We start from the raw sequence: 20557 nt of genomic DNA on the forward strand, positions 1-20557 counted from the left end.
GCACCGACATGAACCAGATAGCATTAGTGACGGGCGCGGGGCAGGGCCTGGGGCAGCATTTCTGCGCGAGCCTGCTGCACGCGGGCTACTCGGTGGTTGTCACCGACCTCACGCTGGAGGCCGCACAAGCGTGTGCCCGACAGCTCGACCCCGGTGGCGAACGCAGCCTCGCCCTGCAGTTGGATGCAGGCAACAAGGCCGATTTCGAAGCGGGCCTGGAGCAGGTGCTGGCGCGTTTCGGCGCGCTACACGTGGTGGTCAATAACGCCGCGGTGACCAAGACCACGCCGCTGCTGCAGATCAGCCCCGAGGAGTTCGACGCCGTCGTGGGCCTGAATCTGCGCAGCGTGTTTCTCGGCTGCCAGGTGATGGGTGCGTACATGGCCGAAGCCGGCTACGGACGCATCATCAATATGGCGTCCCTGGCCGGGCAGAACGGCGGCACCGCCACCGGCGCGCATTATGCCGCGAGCAAGGGCGGCATCCTGACGTTGAGCAAGATTTTCGCCAAGGAATTTGCCGCACGCGGAGTGACCGTGAACGCGATTGCCCCAGGGCCGATCGACTCGGCGGCGGTGCGCGCGGCGATCCCGCCCGAACGCCTGCCGGGCCTGCTGGCCAACATTCCGGTGCAGCGTCTTGGCGATGCGGATTTTCTCGGCGACCTGATTGTGCAGTTGGCGCGGCCCGAAGCCTATTTCACCACCGGGGCGACCTGGGACGTGAATGGCGGCCTGTTCATGCGCTGACTGATACCGGCCGCCACGGCGGCCTTGGCGAACTCCATGGAATAACGGCCATGACTGAAGAATTGTTGGACGTAGTCGTGCGCAAGCGCGAGCTGCAAGGGGACGGCGTTGTCGTCCTGGACCTGACCCGTCGTGACGGCGCGCCGCTGCCGGGGTTCGATGCCGGCGCACATGTCGATATCCATATCGGCCCGGGGCTGGTGCGTCAGTATTCGCTGTGCAGCGACCCTGCCGACTCGAGCCTGTATCGATTGGGCGTGCTCAAGGACCCGGCCTCGCGCGGCGGTTCGGTGGGCGTGCACGAGACCCTGCTCGAAGGCCGCGAAGTGCGGATCAGCACACCGCGCAATCTGTTCCCGCTGGCGGCGCAGGCGCAGCGTTCGCTGCTGCTGGGTGGCGGCATAGGCATCACGCCGATGATCGCCATGGCCTATGCCCTGTACGCTGCCGGCAAGTCATTCGAGCTGCATTACTGCGGGCGTGAGCGTGGACGCAGTGCGTTTTTGGCCGAACTGGCCAGCGCACCGTTTGCCCCGCATGTGTTTACCCACTTCGATGACGAAGGGCCCGAGCAGAAGCTCGACCTGCTCAAGGTATTGGGCAGGGGCGAGGCCGGCGTGCACATGTATGCCTGTGGCCCTGCGGGCTTCATGGACTGGGTGATTCAGGGCGCGCGCGACCAGGGCTACAGCGAGTCGCACATCCACAAGGAGTATTTCCAGGTGGACGTGGACAGCTCGGGTGGCAGCTTTGAAGTGGTGGCCGCGCGCAGCGGCAAGACCGTTCAGGTGGCGCAAGGGCAAAGCATTCTCGCCGCGCTGGCGCAGGTGGGCATCAAGATCGAGATTTCCTGCGGGCAGGGGGTGTGCGGGACCTGCCTGTGCGATGTGCTCGACGGCGAGCCGGACCATCGGGACGTGTACCTCACGGACGATGAGAAGGCCGCCAACGATCAAATTCTAGTGTGCTGTTCACGAGCCAAATCCAAAAAACTCGTGCTGGATATCTAAGGGGAACGACCATGGTAGACGTAGGCAGCTTTCGCAATGCAATGGCCATGCTGGGCGGTGCCGTGTCGGTTATCACCACCGATGGCGTGGCGGGTCGGTTCGGCTTTACCGCCTCGGCGGTGTGCAGCGTGACCGATTCACCGCCCACGCTGTTGGTGTGCATGAACCGGTCCTCCCATTCCAACGAGCATTTCAAGCGTAACGGTTCGGTGTGCGTGAACACCTTGTGTGGTGATCATCAGCAACTGTCCGGCGCCTTTGCCGACCGCACGTTGACGATGGATGAACGCTTCGCCGTCACCGAGTGGATCACGCTGGAAAGCGGTGCGCCGGTGATGCTCGACGCGCTGGTGAATTTCGATTGCCGTATCGCGCAAGTACACGAAGTGGGGTCCCACAGTATTTTCTACTGCGAGATCCAGACGATTCGCCAGAGCGGTGCTGACGAGGGGTTGGTGTATTTCAATCGGGCCTACCATCGTCTGGGCCAAGCGTCGAAGGCCTGCTGAGCCTGCCGCGGACGGGCGTGAGCAAGCCAGCGCCGTTTCCTTTTAAAGCGTTTGAAGCTGCGTTATGATCCCGCCCGCTGCGCCATAGTCGGTACCTGGAACGTTGAGTGCCGGGTGGTGACAAGAAGCCCGCTAACCACGGGCTTTCTGCTGTCAGGCATATGGCGAAAATCGTGCTGAAAACTTTTTTTAAATAAAGTGCATTTAAATCAAGACATTACGATTTTTTGGTGTATGATGCGCCCACACCGAAACGAAGGGTGATTAGCTCAGCTGGGAGAGCATCTGCCTTACAAGCAGAGGGTCGGCGGTTCGATCCCGTCATCACCCACCATTCGCTTCATGTGTTACGCGCAGCGGTAGTTCAGTCGGTTAGAATACCGGCCTGTCACGCCGGGGGTCGCGGGTTCGAGTCCCGTCCGCTGCGCCATATTCGGTACCTGGAACGCTGAACGCCAGGTCGCCACAAGAAGCCCGCTCATTGAGCGGGCTTTTTTTCGTCTGCGATTTTTATTTCTCTACGGCGCGTTGCGGCTGTGTCGGTAGTCGCTGACCGCTTCGTACACGGCCTTGCGCAAACGGTTGATACCGCCGATGGGGCGGTGTTCCTCCAGGCCAAACCAGGGGTTGAATGACTGGGTGTCGCACGCCAGGTTCAACGCCGGGGTGTCGAAGTCCTGGGCAGGAATCCGCACCCTGGCGACGGTTTCATACGGCGCATCGCTTTCCTTCCATTCGATGCTGGTGTCTTCGATCGGCATGAATTTTTGCGGGTTCTGCCGCTGGATCTGCAACACGAAACACGCCGGCACGCGGTCGGTGGAAAGCTGCTGGCTCAGGGCGCTGCGCAGAAAGTTCGGCAGGTCCTGGTTCTGTTTGGGCAGCACGTACTCCGGGCAGTTTTGCGGGTCGGGCGCCACGCGAAACTTGGCGTTGGCCGTACCGAACTTGTAGGGCGAGACCGAAAAGTATGTCGTCTGCGTCGGGCTGGCCGGGGCGGGTGCCAGCGTCGCCAGGGCGATAAACAAGTGGCGCACTTGCCAACTGCGTGGGTCGAGCCTGGGGAAGAACGCCAACACCTTCTTGCCATCCGCCTGGGCGCCGATGTTCTGCGCGTACTCGGCCACATCGCTGACAAAGAAGTTCGGGTGGCTGAACATCACGAAGTCCTGTTCGGCACGCGCTTGCTGGTCGGCCAGCAACTGTTTGCCCGGGACATCCAGCAGCTTGATCGCCATGCCGCGGGCGTCGCGGATGCTGTCGAATTGCGGATAAGCGTTGCCGTTGGACAAGCGCATCATCGCCTGCCAGGTTTTACCCGGCGTGGCGAATACGCCCTGTCGCAGCGCCGGGTCAAGGTCGGCCAGCACACTGACTTCGGCCTTCACGCAACCATGCGCCTTGGCGTGCGCATCGCGCAGGTAGCGCGTGCCTTCACGGTGCTGGTCGACGATGCGCACCGCGGTCTGAATGATGCCCTGGGTCATCGTCGCTTCACCCGTCGGGATCTGTTCATTCGGCGATACCGGCCCGCTGTGTTGCCAGGCGTACCAGGCGGTGGCCGTCAGCCAGCCGAGCAGGCCCAGGCCCACCAGCCACAGCAGCGTCTTGCCGAGAAACGCGCCGAGGCGCAGCCACAGGCGTGCGAGCAGGGAGCGTTGGTTGTATTGAGATCGGATAATCATGGCAGTTGTTGCTCCAGCGGGCCGCCCAGCACTTTGAGGTATTCCAGCAGCGCCCAGCGTTCCTGCGGCAGCAGGCCACGCCCGATCACGCCATTGCCACGCTCACCGGCGCGGAATTCGTGACCGCTGTTGTGGTTGCCGGTGATTTTGGTATCGAACAGGAAGGCGTTCTTGAAGGCATCGGTCTCAAAACCCAAATGGCGCGGGTCGTAGTTGAAGGTGCTTTTATAAAAGGTGACGCTGCGCTCGTCCTGGGGTGAGAGCAACTGGTAGATCGTTGGCACCGAACCGTTATGCAGGAACGGCGGGGTGGCCCATACGCCCGCCAGTGGGCGGGCCTTGTAGGCACGCAACTCGCGCACGCCGATGGGCAGGCCATAGCCATCCAGGCGGGGGCGCTCGGTCGGGGTCACACCGGCGGCGCGGTAGGCGTGGTCTTCGACGAAGGCGGTCACGTAGGCCAGGCCTTTGGCCACGGACATTTTTTTCAGGTCCAGGGGCTCGGTAGGCGTGGGATGCAACTGGACGTTGAGCCTGGTCAGTTCCACGGGGTCCCATCGCAGGCTGCTGAGGTCGTAGCGTTGGTCGGCGATATTACTGGCAGTGTTCGGGTCGGTGCCGATGTAGTCCACGGGCAGCATTTTCAGGTGTTGCACCGGGCGGCCGCCTTCCTGGCTGACGGTGGGCACGTGGCAGCCGGCGCAGTTCTCGGCAAACAGTGCCCGGCCTTGGGCGGCGAGGGGTTTGTCGATGGCGCCGAACAGCTCCTCGGGCCAGGTGGGTGGTTTGAGGCGTTGCAGGGTTTCTTCGATGAGGTTGAGGTCGCGCACCCGCACGCTGGACGGGTAGCGGGAATCGCCCTGGAGCGGCTGGCCGGCATCGTCGAAGAACGTCAGGGTCGCGCCGACGCCAAGGGCTTCGCCGATATTGCGCGCCATCGGCTGCTGGGCCGAGCCGTTCCATTGCACCCAATCGAAGGTCCAGATATCCCACAGTTGCGGGTAGTCCACCGGTGCATTGGCGACGCGATAATTGTCCGGGGTAATGGCGTCGCCAAAGCTGGCGTTGGCGATGCGGCCAAAGGCGTCGGTACGGCCCGGACCTTCTTCGGTGGGGTAGAGGCCGCGATGGGTGTCGTTCCAGGCGACCTTGAGGAATTTGTCGAGCGAGCGCTTGAAATCCTGGCGCAACTGGCTGTGCTCGGTGTCGTAGCGATCACCCAGTACCTGGCGGGCGAAACGCTCGAACTTCCACGGGTTGTAATAGGTGGCGGCAAGGCTGGCGACGAGGGCCTGGCCGAAACTGCCGCCGCGCAAGGTGGGTACGCTGGAAGGCAGTACATGTTGGGCTGAACCGCCGTCGATACGCAGCGCCTGGCCTTTGAAATGCAACTCGCCGGTGTGGCAGGCGGCGCAGGTGATATCCAGGTATTCAACGTTGCTGTCGGCGTTTTTGTGCCGGGCGAAACCGACCGGCAGGTTGCCGGGGTTTTGCGCGGTGGGCACCTGCTTGGGATCGACCAGAAAACCGAAGCGCGCCAGGTACGCAGGCGTGGCAAAGCGTTGCTCGGAAAACGGCAGTTCCAGGGCGGTGAACCAGTCGTAGTGCAAGCCTTTTACCTGAGTACCCTGGGGCGTGAAGTAATAAGTCTGGCGGTCGGCGGCACTCCATTGATCCTGGTAATGCACCTGCTCAACGGGCACATAGTCCGGCAGCTTGGGGTTGACGGTGTAATAGAGCACCACGGCCAGGATCAGGCCCAGAGCGGCGAGTATCAGGAGTAAAACGCGGTAAACAATGCGCAAGATGGCTATCCTTGTCTCGGTCTTGTCGAGGAGTCGTGTTGTTATGCCACTACGCCACACATGCGGCAAGTGGCCATGAGCTCGGTACCAGGCGATCCCACGATCCTTCGTGGGCCCCCATGATCAATGAAAATGCTTTTAAACACGTGAACTTATCAGAAGTTTCCTGCTCACATGCCGGTAGCCATTGGTCGTGGCCGCCTGATAAGCTCGCGACTTTATTCGAATGCCCTTTTGGCGCATGAACAAGGAAATAGCATGAAACAGCATCGGTTGGCGGCGGCGGTGGCCCTGGTTAGCCTGGTACTTGCGGGTTGTGATTCGCAGACCAGCGTAGAGCTGAAAACCCCGGCGCAGAAAGCTTCCTACGGTATCGGCCTGAACATGGGCAAAAGCCTTGCCCAGGAAGGCATGGATGACCTGGATTCCAAAGCAGTAGCCCAGGGCATCGAAGATGCCGTCGGCAAAAAAGAGCAGAAGCTCAAAGACGACGAATTGGTCGAGGCGTTTGCCGCACTGCAAAAACGTGCTGAAGAACGCATGACCAAGATGAGCGAAGAGTCGGCAGCCGCCGGCAAGAAATTCCTCGAAGACAACGCCAAGAAAGACGGCGTCGTCACCACCGCTTCCGGTCTGCAGTACAAGATCATCAAGAAGGCCGACGGCGCACAGCCTAAGCCGACTGACGTGGTGACGGTTCACTACACCGGCAAGCTCACCAACGGCACCACCTTTGACAGCTCCGTGGACCGCGGCAGCCCGATCGACCTGCCGGTCAGCGGCGTGATCCCGGGTTGGGTCGAAGGCCTGCAACTGATGCACGTGGGTGAGAAGGTCGAACTGTACATCCCGTCCGACCTGGCCTACGGTGCCCAGAGCCCGAGCCCGGCGATTCCAGCCAACTCCGTGCTGGTATTCGACCTGGAACTGCTGGCCATCAAGGATCCAGCCAAGGCTGACGCACCTGCAGCACCTGCCGCCAAGAAGTAATCGGCAGCTGAACACACAACGCCCCGTCTCGACGGGGCGTTGTTGTTTCTGTGGCTTGCATCGATCTAATGTAGAAGGGATCAAGCCTCTCCCACATTGACGCTGCTGCAAATCCGAACGAACGTCCCTGGCGGGCTACAGTCTGATATAAGACTCGAGCACGGGTAGCCATACGCAAGCGCCAAGTCAATGAAAACTTGGGTTTTTTTCATGTGCGCAAAAAACGCCCGATCTGACCGCAAGCCTTGTATTCCGTGGCTTTCAGGCGGTAAAACAGGCTCTGTTCACAAGGTTATCCACAATTTGTGTGGATAACCTTTCTGTTTGATGGAACTGGAGTGACAGATGAAACCACCCTTCAATTTCACCCGTTTCCTGCCGATGGCCGCGCGCTTGCTCGGCCGTGGGCGTTTGCCGACCTTGCTGTTCGCCGTTGCCGCCAAAGGTTCCAGCCAGGGCAACCGTCTGGGTAAGCTCAAGGATGATCTCAAACTGCTGCAGGCCCTGTGCCTGGCGTACTGGCGCGGCGAGTACCGCGCGATCAGCCCTAAGGCGTTGATCTCGGTGGTGGCAGGGTTGATGTACTTTTTGAGCCCGATTGATGCGATCCCGGACATTATCCCCATGTTCGGTATGTTCGATGACATCGCTGTACTGGCATGGATCATGAAGACCCTGGAGGGCGAATTGAGCGCTTTCCGTGCCTGGCGTGATGCGCAGCGCCCGGAAAAGCTCGCGGTGGTTGAGCGCCTGCCGGCGACGCCCGCTCTGTTAGCCAGGGAAAACCCGCAAAAAAACTGACGATGCGCCTATCCCCCTGCGCCCTTTGTGGCTGTTAGGATTACACTCCTACGGAAAGAGCTTACTTAGTAAGAGTTGTTATCCTACGGGGCGGTCATGGATATTCAGATAATTTCACGCAATGGCGAACCCGAGTACGCGGTGTTGCCATGGGATCAGTACCAGGCGCTGTTAAAAGCCGCCGGTCAGCAACAACCTACGCAAGTTCCTTCTCCTACTGTTCAAGCCGCACCTGACCCGGCCCTGCGCCCGTTGGCGGACCTGCGCGGCTTGCGTGAAGCCAAGGGCCTGGCCATTGAAACCCTGGCCCGTACCGTGGGCATCAGCCCCTCGTATCTTGGATTGATCGAAACGGGTGAACGTCAGCCGGATGCTGCGATACGCCGCAGCCTGGCCTGGGAATTGGGCGTTGCAGGTTGGAGGGATGAATCTTGAGCCTACGTATCAGTCGTCAACATTGGGATGGGTTACTCAACGAACTGGACCAGGCGCGCCGTCAGCGTCATCTGCTGACGTATCGCGCACTGCTGGAGCGCTTGCAGTTTCCGACGCCGGCCATGCAGACCCTGGCGGCTGCCCTTGAGCATTTGGCGGCGCTGGACGCCAAGGCCGAGCAGCCGTTGCGAAGCTCGCTGGTGATCAGCCAGGGCGCCAGTCGCCTGCCGCGTACCGGTTTCTTCGAGTGCGTGGAGCGGCTGGGGCGTTTCAGCGGGCCGTCCGATGGCGTGGCCGCCGCTTCCTGGCACGCCTCGGAAGTGGTGCGGGTGTTCGAGTACGAATACCCGGAGTCCGCCGAAGTTTAAACCACGGGCAGGCTGTCCATGCTGTCGATCACATGGATGCTGTAGCCGGTTACATTCTTTGCATGATGCTTGGCCTGCGACGCGAGTTCCGCCAACTGGCTGGCATCGAGTTGTCCACAGGCCTGTGGATATAAATGCACCACCCCGATCGACAACGACAGCAGCGCGAATTCCTGTCGCACGCCCTGGCGGTTCAATGCGACGAAGCAGCCGGCATCCACGTGCTCGGCGCGGTAGAAACGTCGGCATTGGGTATGGAAGTCATCCAGCAATTGGTTGAGTCGCTTGCGCCAGTCCTGCGGGCCGAGCACCAGTAGAAAGTCATCCCCGCCGATATGCCCGACAAAGTCGCGACTGGGGTCGACCCGGTCGTTCAGGCATTGCGCCAGGCACAGCAACACTTCATCCCCACGCCCATAACCGTAGATATCGTTGAACGGCTTGAAGCTGTCGATATCCACGTAGCAGATCACCGATTCGCGCTGTTGCTGCAACAGCCGCGTGAGGCATTGCTGGATCGGCACATTGCCGGGCAGCAGGGTCAGGGGGTTTGCGTAGCGCGCCTGTTGAATCTTCAGCTCGGTGATTAGCTTGAGCACATCGATTACCCGGCCCAGGCCCAGATAGTCGCCATTGAGCGTGATGATGAAATCTTCTTCGATACGCTGGCGGGCACGGCTGGTGAGCAAGCGGCTGACTTGCTGCAGCGACTGGCCCAGTTCCACCGCCAGAAAGTCCGCGCTCATCAAACGGCTGATGGGCTTGCGTGCAAACAGGTCGGTGGCGAACGGTTTGAGCAGCGCGTCGGACAGCGAATGCCGGTGCACAATGCCTACCGGGTGACCGCGTTCATCCAGGACCGCCAGGGAGTTGAGGTTGGCCTGGCGCCGGAACGCCTCCAGCACCTGGGCGGTGGCGGTGTCCTGGTCTACCGCCGGTTGTTCGTTGAGCAGGGCGCTGAGGTCGCTGCCTTCGTCATTGAGGGTCACCGCATGCTGGTCAGGCTTGGGCAGCATCAATCGCGCTTCGTTCGGTGGATGCTCCTGCGGACGACAGAGCAGGTAGCCCTGCACCAGGTCCACACCCATTTCGGTCAACACTGCCAGCTCTTCCGGCAGTTCGATGCCCTCGGCAATCACTTGGGCGCGGGACGCTCGGGCGATTTGCAGGATCGAACCGACGAATTCGCGCTTGAGTGCGTCCTGATGAATGCCGTCGATGAAGTGCCGGTCGATCTTCACGTAGTCCGGGCGCAGTTCCGACCACAAGCGCAGGCTCGAATAGCCGGCGCCTAAATCATCCAGCGCAATCGAGAAGCCCATGTTGCGGTAATGGTGCAGGGCGGTTTGCAGCAGGTCGAAATCGTCGGTGGGGGTTTGCTCGGTGAGTTCGATCACCACCTGGCTGGGCGGGATGCCGAGGTCGCGCAGCAGTTGCAGGGTGCGTCCCGGCTGGTGCGCCGTTTCCAGCAAGGACTCCGGCGAGACATTCAGGAACAGTTTGCCCGGCAGCTTCTTCTCGCTGAAGCGTCGGCAGGCGCTTTCGCGGCAGGCCATTTCCAGTTCGTTGAGGCGCCCGGCGTGGCGGGCCACGGCGAACAGGGCGATGGGGGAGTGCAGCGGGCTGTTGGACGGGCCACGGCTGAGGGCTTCGTAGCCGAGGATGCGTCGTTCGGACAGGCAGATGATCGGTTGGAACAGGCTGTGCAAACTGCTTTGAGCCAGGATAAAGCCCAGTGCATTCAGCTGTTCGGTCATGGTCATGGTGATCTCGATCGAAAAAAAGGACCGCAGGCGATGAGCCTGCGGTCCTTCATTTCACGACAGAATGATGTCTATATGATGACACTCCGACGAGCGTTCACATTAAATTGCCATCATTTACTGCTTGGCCACCTGCTTGGTGATCTTCAGGTAGTCCAGCAGCACCCGGCCTGTCTCGGCCAGGTAGGCATCGTCTTCCGGCTTGGTTTTATCCGCCTCGGTCGGCAACGCGTCTTCGTCTTCTTTCTTCAGCTCCTTGAGTGGATCTTCACCCTTGGCCTTGCGGCGGATGTTTTCCAGCACCAGTTGCTTGTTTTCGATGTCGGTGTGCTGCGCACGACGGTCCACTTCGTTGAGGCTGACGGTTTTTTCTTCCATCAGCTTCTTGGCCAGGGCCAGCTTGTCGCGGATAAACACGAACTCGGCATCCTTGGCGGAGCGAGCATCGTGGTCAGCCTTCAACTGTGCCAGGAACGGCTTGAACGGGTCCGATGCAGGCTTGATTGCAGGGCGGATGGTGTCCCATGGCATGGCTTCGGGCAAGGCGCTTTCGCCGATTTCCTTGGTGTCGATGATCGACGGGAAATCGATGTCCGGCAGTACGCCCTGATGCTGGGTGCTCTGCCCGGAAACCCGGTAGAACTTGGCCAGCGTCAGCTTGAGTTCGCCATGATTGAGCGGCTGAATGGTTTGCACGGTGCCTTTGCCGAAGGTCTGGCCGCCGATGATCAGTGCACGGTGATAGTCCTGCATGGCGCCGGCGAAAATCTCCGAAGCCGAGGCCGAGAGACGGTTGACTAGCAACGCCATCGGCCCTTTGTAGAAGGCCCCCGGGTTTTCGTCTTCGAGCACATCGACACGGCCGTCCGCGTTGCGTACCAACACGGTCGGGCCCTTGTCGATGAACAGGCTGGTCAACTCGGTGGCTTCCTGCAGGGAACCGCCGCCGTTGTTGCGCAGGTCGATGACCACGCCGTCGACTTTTTCCTTCTGCAGTTCCGTGAGGATTTTCTTCACGTCGCGGGTGGTGGACTTGTAGTCCGGGTCACCGGCACGGAACGCCTTGAAGTCGAGGTAGAAGGCCGGGATTTCAATCACGCCCAGCTTGTAGTCCTTGCCATCCTGCTTGAGGTTGAGGACTTTCTTCTGCACGGCCTGGTCTTCGAGTTTCACCGCTTCACGGGTGATGGACACGATCTTGCTGGTCTGGTCGTTCGGCGCATTGGTGTGCGGGATCACTTCCAGGCGCACGACGCTGCCTTTCGGGCCACGGATCAACTTGACCACTTCGTCCAGGCGCCAGCCGACTACATCGACCATCTCCTTGTCGGCCTGGGCCACACCGATGATCTTGTCCGACGGGGCGACCTGCTTGGTCTTGTCGGCCGGACCTGCCGGCACCAGACGCACGATCTTGACCTGGTCATTGTCGCTTTGCAGGACGGCACCGATGCCTTCCAGCGACAGACTCATGTTGATATCAAAATTCTCTGCATTATCCGGCGACAGATAATTGGTGTGCGGGTCGTAGGACATCGCGAAGGTGTTGATGTAGGCCTGGAAGATATCTTCGGCACGGGTCTGGTCCAGACGCGCCAGTTGATTCTTGTAGCGCTTGGTCAACAGTTCCTGGATGGCCTTGGGCTCTTTGCCGGCGATCTTCAAGCGCAGCACTTCGTCCTTGACGCGTTTGCGCCACAGGTCGTCGAGGGCGGCGGTGCTGGTCAGCCAGGGGGCGTCCTTGCGGTCCACCAGAAGGGTTTCCTTCTGGGTGAAGTCGAGCTTGTCGACGCCTTTGTTCAACTCACCCAGGGCGAAGTCCAGACGCGCTTTGACGCGGTCCAGGTAACGCTTATAGATGGTGAAGCCGGGCTGCAGGTCGCCGCTCTTGAGGAAGTCGTCGAACTGCGTCTTCCACTTGTCGAACTCAGCGATGTCGCTGGCCAGGAAGTAGCTGCGCGATGGGTCCAGCAGCTTGATATAGCTGTCATAGATGATCACCGAGCGCGCATCGTCCAGCGGCGGTTTGCTGTAGTGATGACGCTTGAGCAACTCGACCACGTTAAGGCTGGCAATCACCTCGTCGCGGTCGGGCTGAAGATTGTCCCAGCTGTTGGCTGCGAACGTATTGGTCGACATCGACGCGAAGCCGAGACCAATGAAAAGAGCGAGGGCGGTGCTGGGGAACAGATGCTTCATGCTGATTCGACGTGGGGGCAATTGATAACGCATATTAGGCCGTCTTTGAAGTTGCCGGTTCCATAGGGGCCGGTCGCATAATGCAAAAAGCCCGACGCTACAGCGCCGGGCTCAGTCCAGAGTCACTATGGAGGCACTGTGAAAGCATTGCAAGGCGTTGAAGGTCATGTGGAGTGGTTGGAACAACCAAGTCCTACATGTGACGTAGGCCAAGTTCGCATTCGCGTGGCGGCTGCGGGCCTCAATCGCACCGATTTATTACAGGAAACGGCTGCTGGTGATTGACGAAAGCCTGGCCTGATCCTGCAGTTGGTTGCATTTTAGCGTGTCAGCGATGAGTGGCAATCCAGATCAACAGCCCCGCCTGAAACACCGTAAATGCCACCAGGCAGGTGATGGTAAAGCGCAACCCGCTGTCCTCACGTTTGAACTTGGTGACTTTTTCCTCTTCCTTGCGCAGCTTGACCTCATGCTCCAGCAGCTTGTGCTCGGCCTGTTGCAGCATCTGCGCCGCTTCAAGGATCTCCACGAACTGCACCTTCTCGGTATTCCAGCTGTCCAGCACGCTGCCGACCTTGCCCGGCTGCACGTTGCCTTTCAAATGCTGCACATCGGCGTAGGCCACATCAAAGCCCTGGATTCGCAGAAAGTGATCACGGCGCAGGCGCGTGGCCTCGTTGAGCGCGTCCTTGTTGGACAGGTCGACGCCGTCGACGCGGTAGTGCGACCACTTCTTTTTCGCCCAGGCGGCGCCTTGGGCCACGAGGAAGCGCCCGATACCCCGGTTGGCCGGCTCGATTTCCAGGCTGTTGCCTGGCCCGAAGTGCACGCGATGGGTGTCGTGATCAACCCAGATATCCAGATGGTTCTGCTCGCGCCGCACCCGTTGGGCCGGCAGCTGAATGACCATGCGCAACAGGCTGTGGTGCTGGTCATGGCGCTCGGCATAGCCGAACTGCACGAAGCGCAAAGGCCGCACACCGGTGGCGCGGTCGGTGACCAGGGGCGCCAGGCGCAGCATTTTGAAATGCTCGGCCTGAACGTCCGCCCACGGCAGCGGCGCCGTGTCGACGGTCTCGGTGTTTCCAGCCGGTGTGTCGGCGGTCGGTTCGGGTGTAGCTTCAGTGGTTGTCATGCGACGTGTTCCTGTCCAGGCCCTGCGAGTCGACAGTCTTTTTACTGTCGACCCAGGGCTTATCGGCCGTTTTTGCCAGGACTGGAGGCCAATTGCCGCTTAATGGGAGTCAAGCCCCTGGATAAAGCGCACCACACGCTCGCCCAACTCCGCAGCGAGGGGCAACTTCGGGTCGTTGTAGGAGGCCAGTTGCTGTTTCACGTCATTGGGCACGATGCGCATCACATGGTTCATGCCTTCAATCACCGTCAATTGTGCGTCGGGCTTGGCCTGCTTCAGCTGCCGGGCATCGCCGACACCCACCTGGATATCGTGAGTGCCCTGAACGATCAACGCAGGCATGCGCAGTCTGGCAAAGGCCGCCGAAGGGTCGGCGCGAAACAGGCTGATCAGGTAAGGCTGCACGCTGGGCCGGAAAATGCCTTCCAGCGGGCCTGGCACATCGGTATCCACCTGGCCGGCCTTGAGGTGATCGAGGATTTCATTGCTGCGCAACAGCAGGGCAGGGGGCAGGTGATCGGCCAGTTGCTGACGGATCACCTGATCCACCGGCCGGGCGCTGCCGGACAGGGAAATGACGCCGGCCGGGTCGAGTTGCGGTGCGGCCAGGGCCGCGACCAGCGCACCTTCGCTATGGCCGAGCACAATCAGCGGGCCCATGCGTTTGTCGGCCTTGAGCAATTGGCCCCAGGCCACGGCATCGGCCACGTAGGCGTCGAGGGTCAGGTTGCGCTCATCGGGGGTGGCGGCGAGGCTGGCGGCCACACCGCGCTTGTCATACCGCACGCTGGCGATGTTATGCCGCGCCAGCACCCAGGCCAGGCGCTTGAGGCTGTCATTGCGCGCGCCGTCGGCGCTGTTGCCGTTACGGTCGGTGGGGCCGGAACCGGCGATGATCAGCACCACCGGCACCGGTTTGTCGGACTGGGGCAACAGCAACGAGCCGAACAACTCGCCGCTGCTGGTATTCAGGCTGATGGGGCGTTGCAGTACGACAGGGGCGGCGGCCTGGGCCACGCCGACAAACAGGGTGAGGGTGAACAGTAAGACTCGCAGCATCATTGCGCCATTATCGAGGAGGTGCCGGTTGGACCCGCGTCCACCGGTAAGGTTTCGAGGATGAACTAGTCGGTTAGCCTGCGTATACTGGCCGCCTTAAGTTATTACGGTTGACTTGATTCAACTGATTTCACGGAGCGCCCCGCATGTCCGGCAATACCTTCGGCAAGTTGTTCACTGTCACCACCGCGGGCGAAAGCCATGGCGCGGCGTTGGTCGCCATTGTCGACGGCTGCCCGCCCGGGCTCGAGCTATCCCTGGAAGACCTGCAGCGTGACCTCGACCGCCGCAAGCCCGGCACCAGCCGCCACACCACCCAACGCCAGGAGCCGGACGAAGTCGAGATCCTCTCCGGCGTGTTCGAAGGCCGCACCACCGGCTGCGCCATCGGCCTGCTGATCCGCAACACCGACCAGAAGTCCAAGGACTACTCGGCGATCAAGGACCTGTTCCGCCCGGCCCACGCCGACTATACCTACCACCACAAATACGGCGAACGCGACTACCGTGGCGGTGGCCGCAGTTCGGCCCGCGAAACCGCCATGCGCGTGGCCGCTGGCGCCATCGCCAAGAAATACCTGGCCACCCAGGGCATCGTGATCCGTGGCTACATGAGCCAGCTGGGCCCGATTGAAATTCCGTTCAAGACCTGGGACAGCGTCGATGACAACGCTTTCTTCAGCCCGGACCCGGACAAAGTGCCGGAACTGGAAGCCTACATGGACCAACTGCGCCGCGATCAGGACTCGGTCGGGGCCAGGATTACCGTGGTGGCCGAGGGGGTAAAACCCGGCCTGGGCGAACCGATTTTCGACCGCCTCGACGCGGAACTGGCCCACGCGCTGATGAGTATCAACGCCGTCAAGGGCGTGGAAATCGGCGCAGGGTTTGCCTGCGTCTCCCAACGCGGCACCGAGCATCGCGATGAGCTGACCCCGCAAGGTTTCCTCAGCAACAATGCCGGCGGCATTCTCGGTGGTATCTCCTCCGGCCAGCCGATCGTTGCGCACCTGGCGCTCAAGGCCACGTCGAGCATCACCACTCCCGGCCGTTCGATCGATGTACACGGCAACCCCGTGGACGTGATCACCAAGGGCCGTCACGACCCATGCGTGGGTATCCGTGCCACGCCGATCGCCGAGGCGATGATGGCCATCGTGTTGATGGACCACTTGCTGCGTAATCGCGGGCAAAACGCGGATGTGCGTGTGAGTACGCCGGTACTGGGCCAGCTGTGACGGGCTGGTTGTGACAGCCCTTCCTTATTGGCGCCTCTCCAGCTTCTACCTCTTCTACTTCGCCCTGCTGGGGGCGACTGCGCCGTTCCTCGCGCTGTACTTCGATCACCTGGGGTTCTCCAGCGCGCGCATCGGCGAGCTGGTGGCCATCCCCATGCTGATGCGCTGCGTGGCGCCCAACCTGTGGGGCTGGCTGGGCGACTACACCGGCCGGCGGTTGGCCATCGTGCGGTTTGGCGCGGTGTGTACCCTGGTCAGTTTTTCGCTGATCTTCGTCAGCCAGACCTACGCCTGGCTGGCCCTGGTGATGGCCCTGCATGCGTTCTTCTGGCACGCGGTGCTGCCGCAGTTCGAAGTGATCACCCTGGCTCACCTGCAAAAACAAACCTCGCGCTACAGCCAGATCCGCCTGTGGGGCTCCATCGGTTTCATCCTGACGGTGGTGATCATGGGGCGCCTGTTCGACTGGCTGAGCCTGGACATCTACCCGGTGGTGGTCATGGTGATCATGGCCGGTATCATCGGCGCCAGCCTGTGGGTGCCGAACGCGCAACCGGCTACCCATGGCAATCGCCTGGCGGGTGACGGCTTCCTCAAGCAACTGCGCAGCCCCGGCGTATTGGCGTTTTATGCTTGTGTGGCATTGATGCAAATGAGCCATGGGCCGTATTACACCTTCCTCACCCTGCACCTCGAACACCTGGGCTACAGCCGTGGCGTAATTGGCCTGTTATGGGCCCTGGGGGTGGTGGCCGAAGTGCTGATGTTCCTGGGCATGAGCCGCATCCTCACGCGCTTTTCGGTACGCCGGGTACTGCTGGCGAGCTTCCTGTTGGCGGCGCTGCGCTGGTTGCTGCTGGGCTCGTTCGCCGAGTTTTTCTGGGTGCTGTTGCTGGCACAGGTGATGCACGCCGCCACGTTCGGCAGCTTCCATGCGGCGGCGATTGCCTTTGTACAGCGCAGCTTTGGCGCTAAACAGCAAGGCCAGGGCCAAGCGCTCTACGCCGCCCTCGCCGGCACCGGCGGGGCATTGGGCGCGCTGTATTCCGGCTACAGCTGGAATCTGCTGGGGCCGACCTTCACCTTTAGTATTGCCAGCCTCGCCGCCTTCGCTGCAGCCGTTATCATTGGCCTTCGATTGCACGAGCAGAACCAAGGAACCCTTCAATGAGTTATGTCGCCGTCTACCCCGTTGCTACGCCGGACACTCCGAACAAGGTACTGACCCATTTTGACGACATCGCCGCTGTCCTGGCCGATCACGGCGTGCGGTTCGCGCGTTGGCAGCCTGAGCCGGTCGAGAAGGGCGCCAGTGACGCTGCGCTGATCGCGGCGTACCAGACGCAGATCGACGCCCTGGGTTACGCGCACGTAGAAGTGCTGCGCGTCACCGACGACCATCCGCAAAACGCCGAGTTGCGCGCGCAGGGTCTCCACGAGCGTCGTTGCAAGGAGGATGAGGTGCGTTTTTTCATCGCGGGCCAGGGCCAGTTCGGCCTGCATATCGGCGACTACGTGTATGCCGTGCGCTGTGAGAAAAACGATCTGCTGGTGATCCCGGCGGAGGTGGCGCATTGGTTTGATAGGGGCGAGAACCCGCACTTCGTGGCATTGCGTTTTTTCAATTCGGTGGACGGCTGTGCGCCCGAGTTGACCGGCGATTCGATTGCCGCTCGCTTCCCTGGTTTGGACGACTGAACCCAAGGGATTGGGGTGTTCAACCCCTGTACGTTTGAAGTTGCTGTGGGAAGAAGCCTAATCATATGTAGGGCTTGGCTGTTTATCACGAGCCTTGCCCACTGATTCCATTCGATATGTAACTCTCTGCGCTCTCAATGTTTATATCACCTGTCAATAGGAGGAATCCGAAGGGTGATAGGGCATCAGCCAATAATAAGGAGAGAACCATGAATGGCCCACAGGAGCCGTGTCCGAACCCGTATTCCGTGCCCAGTGCGCTCAGACGGCGCTTGAGTCTTTCAGGCAAGCCCCTGACTCCTTCAGAACTGGAGATCCTGCGATGGGCATCGGAGGGCAAGACCGTCTGGGAGATCAGCCAGATACGCGCCACGTCCCAAGCCACGGTCAAATTCCACCTGCGCAATATCTACGGCAAACTGGATGTCAGCAACCGCGTCCAGGCGATGAACGAGGCGGTGCGTCAGGGGCTGTATTGAACCCATGCAAAAGGGCCGCGACGCTGGATGGCGTCGCGGCCCTTTTTTCAGTCAAGCGTGCCGGTGATGCGTGATCAGGCCGAATGATAGGTCGGCAGGGCGAAGCGATTCTGGCTTTGCAGCATCGAGATTTGCGGCAGTTCGCTGGCTTGTTCGGCCAGGTCGCGGCGAATGGCGCTGATGACCCAGGTCAGTTGGTCGGCAGTGTGCAACTGCTGATAGGAAATCGAACGCTTGACCTGTTTGCCTTCGCTGTTGCGCAGGGTCAACAGAATACCGCCATCAGGACGTGGCTGAGTAGTAACGTCGTAGTTGGAAAATACAGAAGCGAATTTATCTTGGATCAGGCTCATGTCTATCAGCTCCGTTGGCTCAAGTGGGCAAGCATGGAGTGATAGGTGCAGTGATTGTGCCAGCTAGTGACTTGTTAAAAAGTCTTTATAAATCATCATATTATAAAATTTGTAGATTTTTGATTTCGTGCAATTTGCATGAATGGCCATCATGCATCCTGCATTTTGCTTTATTGCAGCGGGTCGATTGCCGACACGCCTACTGATAATGACTGCCGGCGCGCGGTGAAATTCCCTGCTTGGGTGCTCGTTCATCGGGATACAAAACTTTTCAAATCCCGCGTGTACAGTCACTCAAGGGCTGACGTATTTTCCTGCAAGGCATTCGGCCGCCGCCTACAGAGGCGTCGGCGTCGCGGGATCAGACGAATAATAAGAAAAAGGACGTTCCACCATGAACCCTCCGCAAAACGACATGATCACTTGGGGCAAGTTGCTGCGTAAGGTGCCTGCCATTGTCAGCGCGCTGCCACGCGTGATCCGCGGCATGCGTGCGGCCAATGTCACCGACCCCGCGCAGCCCTGCGGGTTGGGCTGGCACTTTGAGCAAGCCACGTTGCGCAACCCTGATGGCGCCGCGTTGTTGTACGGCGATTGCGTGCTCAGCTACCGCAACGCCAACGAGCGCGCCAACCGTATTGCCCACCACTTGCACGCCCAGGGCGTCGGCAAGGGCGATGTGGTGGCGCTGTTTATCGAAAATCGCCCCGAACTGCTTCTGAGCGTGCTGGCCGTGGCCAAGCTGGGCGGCATCTGCGCGATGCTCAATACCGCGCAGACCCAGGCGACGCTGGTCCATAGCCTGAACCTGGTGAACCCGGTAGCCATTGCAGTCGGTGCGGAATTAGTGGGCGCCTATGACGCGGTGCGCGACCAGGTAGCGATCAAGGCCGAGCGAACCTGGTTTGTCGCGGATCAGCAGTCCGGCGCGGTGCCGCAGGGTTACATCGACCTGCTGGCGTCCAGCGCCGAGTGCCCGGTGGACAATCCGGCCAGCACCGCACAGGTCTTCTTCAACGACCCCTGTTTCTATATCTACACCTCGGGCACCACCGGCCTGCCCAAGGCCGGCATCATGAAGCATGGCCGCTGGACCAAAACCGCCATCAGCTTCGGCAGCATTGCCCTGGACATGGGCCCGGACGATGTCCTCTATTGCACCTTGCCGCTCTATCACGCCACAGGCCTGTGTGTGTGCTGGGGCTCGGCGATTGTCGGTGCGTCGGGCTTTGCGATTCGCCGCAAGTTCAGCGCCAGTCAGTTCTGGGAAGACGCACGCCGATTCAAGGCAACCACCCTCGGTTATGTTGGTGAACTGTGCCGCTACCTGCTCGACCAGCCTCCCAGCGAGAGCGATCGGGATAACCGAGTGACCAAGATGGTTGGCAATGGCTTGCGCCCCGGTGTGTGGGCACAGTTCAAGGCGCGCTATGGCGTTGAGCATATCTGTGAGCTGTACGCCGCCAGCGACGGCAATATCGGCTTTACCAACGTGCTGAACTTCGACAACACCATCGGCTTTTGCCTGCAGCACTGGGCGTTGGTCGACTACGCCCACGACTGCGGTGAGCCACTGCGCGGCAGCGATGGCTTTATGCGCAAGGTGCCCACGGGCGGGCAGGGCCTGTTGCTGGCGAGGATTGATGAAAAATCGCCGTTCGACGGCTACACCGACCCGGAAAAGAACCGCAAGGTGGTACTCACCGACGTGTTTGAAAAGGGCGACCGTTACTTCAATACCGGGGACTTGTTGCGCAGCATTGGCTTCGGTCATGCGCAATTCGTCGACCGCCTGGGGGACACCTATCGCTGGAAAGGTGAAAACGTCTCCACCACCGAAGTCGAGAATGTACTGCTGCAACACCCGCAGATCGCCGAAGTGGTGGCCTACGGTGTCGAGGTCGAAAACACCAATGGCCGTGCCGGCATGGTTGCCATCACCCCAAGCGAGTCGCTGGCTGCGCTGGACATGCGTGAGCTGCTGCAATTCGCCCAGGGCCAGTTGCCGCACTATGCGGTGCCGTTGTTCTTGCGGATCAAGGTCAAGATGGAAACCACCGGTACGTTCAAATACCAGAAGGTCAAGCTCAAGGAAGAGGCGTTTGATCCGGACAAGGCCGGCACTGACCCCGTATATGCCTGGCTGCCCGGATCGGATTGCTACGTGCCGGTCACGGCGCAGTTGCGGGCGCAGATCCAGGGCGGCCAGTTCCGCTATTGATTCTGCCTATGGGCGCTTTTGACAAAAAAACCATGACAGGTGGGAACTCCCTCGCGACAC

General features: G+C 60.6%; 19 protein-coding genes, 2 tRNA genes and 1 pseudogene. 15 read left to right on the forward strand and 7 right to left on the reverse strand.

Going from position 1 to position 20557, the window contains the following annotated elements; all coding sequences use genetic code 11:
• The first annotated feature begins 8 nt into the window (after positions 1–8).
• The 5 genes from PSH66_RS09975 (at position 9) to PSH66_RS09995 (ending at position 2698) form a co-directional block, all read left to right on the forward strand.
• Positions 9–749 (forward strand): SDR family NAD(P)-dependent oxidoreductase, encoded by a 741-nt coding sequence (locus PSH66_RS09975; RefSeq protein ID WP_305428947.1) that lies wholly within the window; start codon positions 9–11, stop codon positions 747–749.
• Between the two features lie 50 nt (positions 750–799).
• Entirely contained in the window at positions 800–1759 is a 960-nt protein-coding gene (locus tag PSH66_RS09980; protein WP_305428949.1) for a PDR/VanB family oxidoreductase, read from the forward strand.
• A gap of 11 nt (positions 1760–1770) precedes the next feature.
• Positions 1771–2268 (forward strand): flavin reductase, encoded by a 498-nt coding sequence (locus PSH66_RS09985; protein WP_003172935.1) that lies wholly within the window; start codon positions 1771–1773, stop codon positions 2266–2268.
• A 258-nt stretch (positions 2269–2526) separates the two neighbouring features.
• A tRNA-Val gene (locus PSH66_RS09990) sits at positions 2527–2602 on the forward strand.
• Between the two features lie 19 nt (positions 2603–2621).
• Positions 2622–2698, forward strand: a tRNA-Asp gene (locus PSH66_RS09995).
• An 88-nt stretch (positions 2699–2786) separates the two neighbouring features.
• Here the strand turns inward: PSH66_RS09995 and PSH66_RS10000 are convergent.
• Both PSH66_RS10000 and PSH66_RS10005 read right to left on the reverse strand, forming a co-directional pair.
• Positions 2787–3953 carry a catalase family protein gene (locus tag PSH66_RS10000; RefSeq protein ID WP_305428952.1) on the reverse strand — a complete coding sequence of 389 codons (1167 nt, stop codon included), beginning with the start codon at positions 3951–3953 and terminating at the stop codon, positions 2787–2789.
• Positions 3950–5758 (reverse strand): di-heme-cytochrome C peroxidase, encoded by a 1809-nt coding sequence (locus tag PSH66_RS10005; RefSeq protein WP_305428953.1) that lies wholly within the window; start codon positions 5756–5758, stop codon positions 3950–3952. The genes PSH66_RS10000 and PSH66_RS10005 overlap by 4 nt, the downstream gene beginning before the upstream one ends.
• 258 nt (positions 5759–6016) lie before the next feature.
• On the opposite strand from PSH66_RS10005, the gene PSH66_RS10010 reads away from it, so the two are divergent.
• The 4 genes from PSH66_RS10010 to PSH66_RS10025 all read left to right on the forward strand — a co-directional run bounded on the left by PSH66_RS10010 (position 6017) and on the right by PSH66_RS10025 (position 8352).
• Entirely contained in the window at positions 6017–6748 is a 732-nt protein-coding gene (locus tag PSH66_RS10010; protein WP_003172938.1) for an FKBP-type peptidyl-prolyl cis-trans isomerase, read from the forward strand.
• A gap of 345 nt (positions 6749–7093) precedes the next feature.
• On the forward strand, positions 7094–7549 hold the full coding sequence (locus PSH66_RS10015) for a YkvA family protein (protein ID WP_003172939.1): 456 nt from the start codon (positions 7094–7096) through the stop codon (positions 7547–7549).
• A 96-nt stretch (positions 7550–7645) separates the two neighbouring features.
• Positions 7646–7984 (forward strand): helix-turn-helix transcriptional regulator, encoded by a 339-nt coding sequence (locus tag PSH66_RS10020; RefSeq protein WP_003172940.1) that lies wholly within the window; start codon positions 7646–7648, stop codon positions 7982–7984.
• Complete coding sequence (locus PSH66_RS10025) at positions 7981–8352, forward strand: hypothetical protein (RefSeq protein WP_003172941.1); 372 nt, start codon at positions 7981–7983, stop codon at positions 8350–8352. Before PSH66_RS10020 ends, PSH66_RS10025 begins: the two co-directional genes overlap by 4 nt.
• Here the strand turns inward: PSH66_RS10025 and PSH66_RS10030 are convergent.
• Both PSH66_RS10030 and PSH66_RS10035 read right to left on the reverse strand, forming a co-directional pair.
• On the reverse strand, positions 8349–10115 hold the full coding sequence (locus PSH66_RS10030) for a bifunctional diguanylate cyclase/phosphodiesterase (RefSeq protein WP_305428956.1): 1767 nt from the start codon (positions 10113–10115) through the stop codon (positions 8349–8351). The genes PSH66_RS10025 and PSH66_RS10030 overlap by 4 nt on opposite strands.
• A gap of 117 nt (positions 10116–10232) precedes the next feature.
• Positions 10233–12314, reverse strand: coding sequence for a carboxy terminal-processing peptidase (locus PSH66_RS10035; protein ID WP_176156614.1), 2082 nt, complete (start codon positions 12312–12314; stop codon positions 10233–10235).
• A gap of 138 nt (positions 12315–12452) precedes the next feature.
• On the opposite strand from PSH66_RS10035, the pseudogene PSH66_RS10040 reads away from it, so the two are divergent.
• Positions 12453–12584, forward strand: a pseudogene (locus tag PSH66_RS10040) (NAD(P)H-quinone oxidoreductase); the annotation flags it as partial.
• 58 nt (positions 12585–12642) lie between these two features.
• On the opposite strand, the gene PSH66_RS10045 reads toward PSH66_RS10040, so the two are convergent.
• Positions 12643–13449 carry a hypothetical protein gene (locus PSH66_RS10045; RefSeq protein WP_141063670.1) on the reverse strand — a complete coding sequence of 269 codons (807 nt, stop codon included), beginning with the start codon at positions 13447–13449 and terminating at the stop codon, positions 12643–12645.
• A 99-nt stretch (positions 13450–13548) separates the two neighbouring features.
• A complete protein-coding gene (locus PSH66_RS10050; protein WP_141063669.1) occupies positions 13549–14511 on the reverse strand; it encodes an alpha/beta hydrolase in 963 nt (320 codons plus the stop codon).
• 143 nt (positions 14512–14654) lie between these two features.
• On the opposite strand from PSH66_RS10050, the gene aroC reads away from it, so the two are divergent.
• The 4 genes from aroC (at position 14655) to PSH66_RS10070 (ending at position 17923) form a co-directional block, all read left to right on the forward strand.
• Entirely contained in the window at positions 14655–15746 is a 1092-nt protein-coding gene (aroC, locus tag PSH66_RS10055) for a chorismate synthase (protein ID WP_003172947.1), read from the forward strand.
• Between the two features lie 4 nt (positions 15747–15750).
• Positions 15751–16917 carry an MFS transporter gene (locus tag PSH66_RS10060; RefSeq protein WP_181408600.1) on the forward strand — a complete coding sequence of 389 codons (1167 nt, stop codon included), beginning with the start codon at positions 15751–15753 and terminating at the stop codon, positions 16915–16917.
• The gene (locus tag PSH66_RS10065) at positions 16914–17444 is read left to right on the forward strand and encodes an acireductone dioxygenase (protein ID WP_141063667.1); all 531 of its coding nucleotides are present in this window, start codon (positions 16914–16916) and stop codon (positions 17442–17444) included. Before PSH66_RS10060 ends, PSH66_RS10065 begins: the two co-directional genes overlap by 4 nt.
• A 209-nt stretch (positions 17445–17653) precedes the next feature.
• On the forward strand, positions 17654–17923 hold the full coding sequence (locus PSH66_RS10070; RefSeq protein ID WP_003172950.1) for a response regulator transcription factor: 270 nt from the start codon (positions 17654–17656) through the stop codon (positions 17921–17923).
• Between the two features lie 74 nt (positions 17924–17997).
• Here the strand turns inward: PSH66_RS10070 and PSH66_RS10075 are convergent, their stop codons facing one another.
• Positions 17998–18276, reverse strand: a complete 279-nt coding sequence (locus PSH66_RS10075) for a DUF3509 domain-containing protein (RefSeq protein ID WP_003172952.1) — start codon at positions 18274–18276, stop codon at positions 17998–18000.
• 394 nt (positions 18277–18670) lie between these two features.
• Between PSH66_RS10075 and PSH66_RS10080 the strand changes: the two genes are divergently transcribed.
• Positions 18671–20497 carry a long-chain-acyl-CoA synthetase gene (locus tag PSH66_RS10080; protein WP_003172953.1) on the forward strand — a complete coding sequence of 609 codons (1827 nt, stop codon included), beginning with the start codon at positions 18671–18673 and terminating at the stop codon, positions 20495–20497.
• The last annotated feature ends 60 nt before the right edge of the window (positions 20498–20557 follow it).

The organism is Pseudomonas sp. FP597, assembly GCF_030687435.1.
In the GTDB taxonomy this organism is placed as follows: Bacteria; Pseudomonadota; Gammaproteobacteria; order Pseudomonadales; family Pseudomonadaceae; genus Aquipseudomonas; species Aquipseudomonas lactucae.

Bases quoted from the DNA above. Each gene is read 5' to 3' on its own strand.
- PSH66_RS09975 (WP_305428947.1), top strand. From the start codon at position 9: ATGAACCAGATAGCATTAGTGACGGGCGCGGGGCAGGGCCTGGGGCAG.
- PSH66_RS09980 (WP_305428949.1), top strand. From the start codon at position 800: ATGACTGAAGAATTGTTGGACGTAGTCGTGCGCAAGCGCGAGCTGCAA.
- PSH66_RS09985 (WP_003172935.1), top strand. From the start codon at position 1,771: ATGGTAGACGTAGGCAGCTTTCGCAATGCAATGGCCATGCTGGGCGGT.
- PSH66_RS10000 (WP_305428952.1), bottom strand. From the start codon at position 3,953: ATGATTATCCGATCTCAATACAACCAACGCTCCCTGCTCGCACGCCTG.
- PSH66_RS10010 (WP_003172938.1), top strand. From the start codon at position 6,017: ATGAAACAGCATCGGTTGGCGGCGGCGGTGGCCCTGGTTAGCCTGGTA.
- PSH66_RS10015 (WP_003172939.1), top strand. From the start codon at position 7,094: ATGAAACCACCCTTCAATTTCACCCGTTTCCTGCCGATGGCCGCGCGC.
- PSH66_RS10020 (WP_003172940.1), top strand. From the start codon at position 7,646: ATGGATATTCAGATAATTTCACGCAATGGCGAACCCGAGTACGCGGTG.
- PSH66_RS10030 (WP_305428956.1), bottom strand. From the start codon at position 10,115: ATGACCATGACCGAACAGCTGAATGCACTGGGCTTTATCCTGGCTCAA.
- PSH66_RS10035 (WP_176156614.1), bottom strand. From the start codon at position 12,314: ATGAAGCATCTGTTCCCCAGCACCGCCCTCGCTCTTTTCATTGGTCTC.
- PSH66_RS10045 (WP_141063670.1), bottom strand. From the start codon at position 13,449: ATGACAACCACTGAAGCTACACCCGAACCGACCGCCGACACACCGGCT.
- PSH66_RS10050 (WP_141063669.1), bottom strand. From the start codon at position 14,511: ATGATGCTGCGAGTCTTACTGTTCACCCTCACCCTGTTTGTCGGCGTG.
- aroC (WP_003172947.1), top strand. From the start codon at position 14,655: ATGTCCGGCAATACCTTCGGCAAGTTGTTCACTGTCACCACCGCGGGC.
- PSH66_RS10065 (WP_141063667.1), top strand. From the start codon at position 16,914: ATGAGTTATGTCGCCGTCTACCCCGTTGCTACGCCGGACACTCCGAAC.
- PSH66_RS10070 (WP_003172950.1), top strand. From the start codon at position 17,654: ATGAATGGCCCACAGGAGCCGTGTCCGAACCCGTATTCCGTGCCCAGT.
- PSH66_RS10075 (WP_003172952.1), bottom strand. From the start codon at position 18,276: ATGAGCCTGATCCAAGATAAATTCGCTTCTGTATTTTCCAACTACGAC.
- PSH66_RS10080 (WP_003172953.1), top strand. From the start codon at position 18,671: ATGAACCCTCCGCAAAACGACATGATCACTTGGGGCAAGTTGCTGCGT.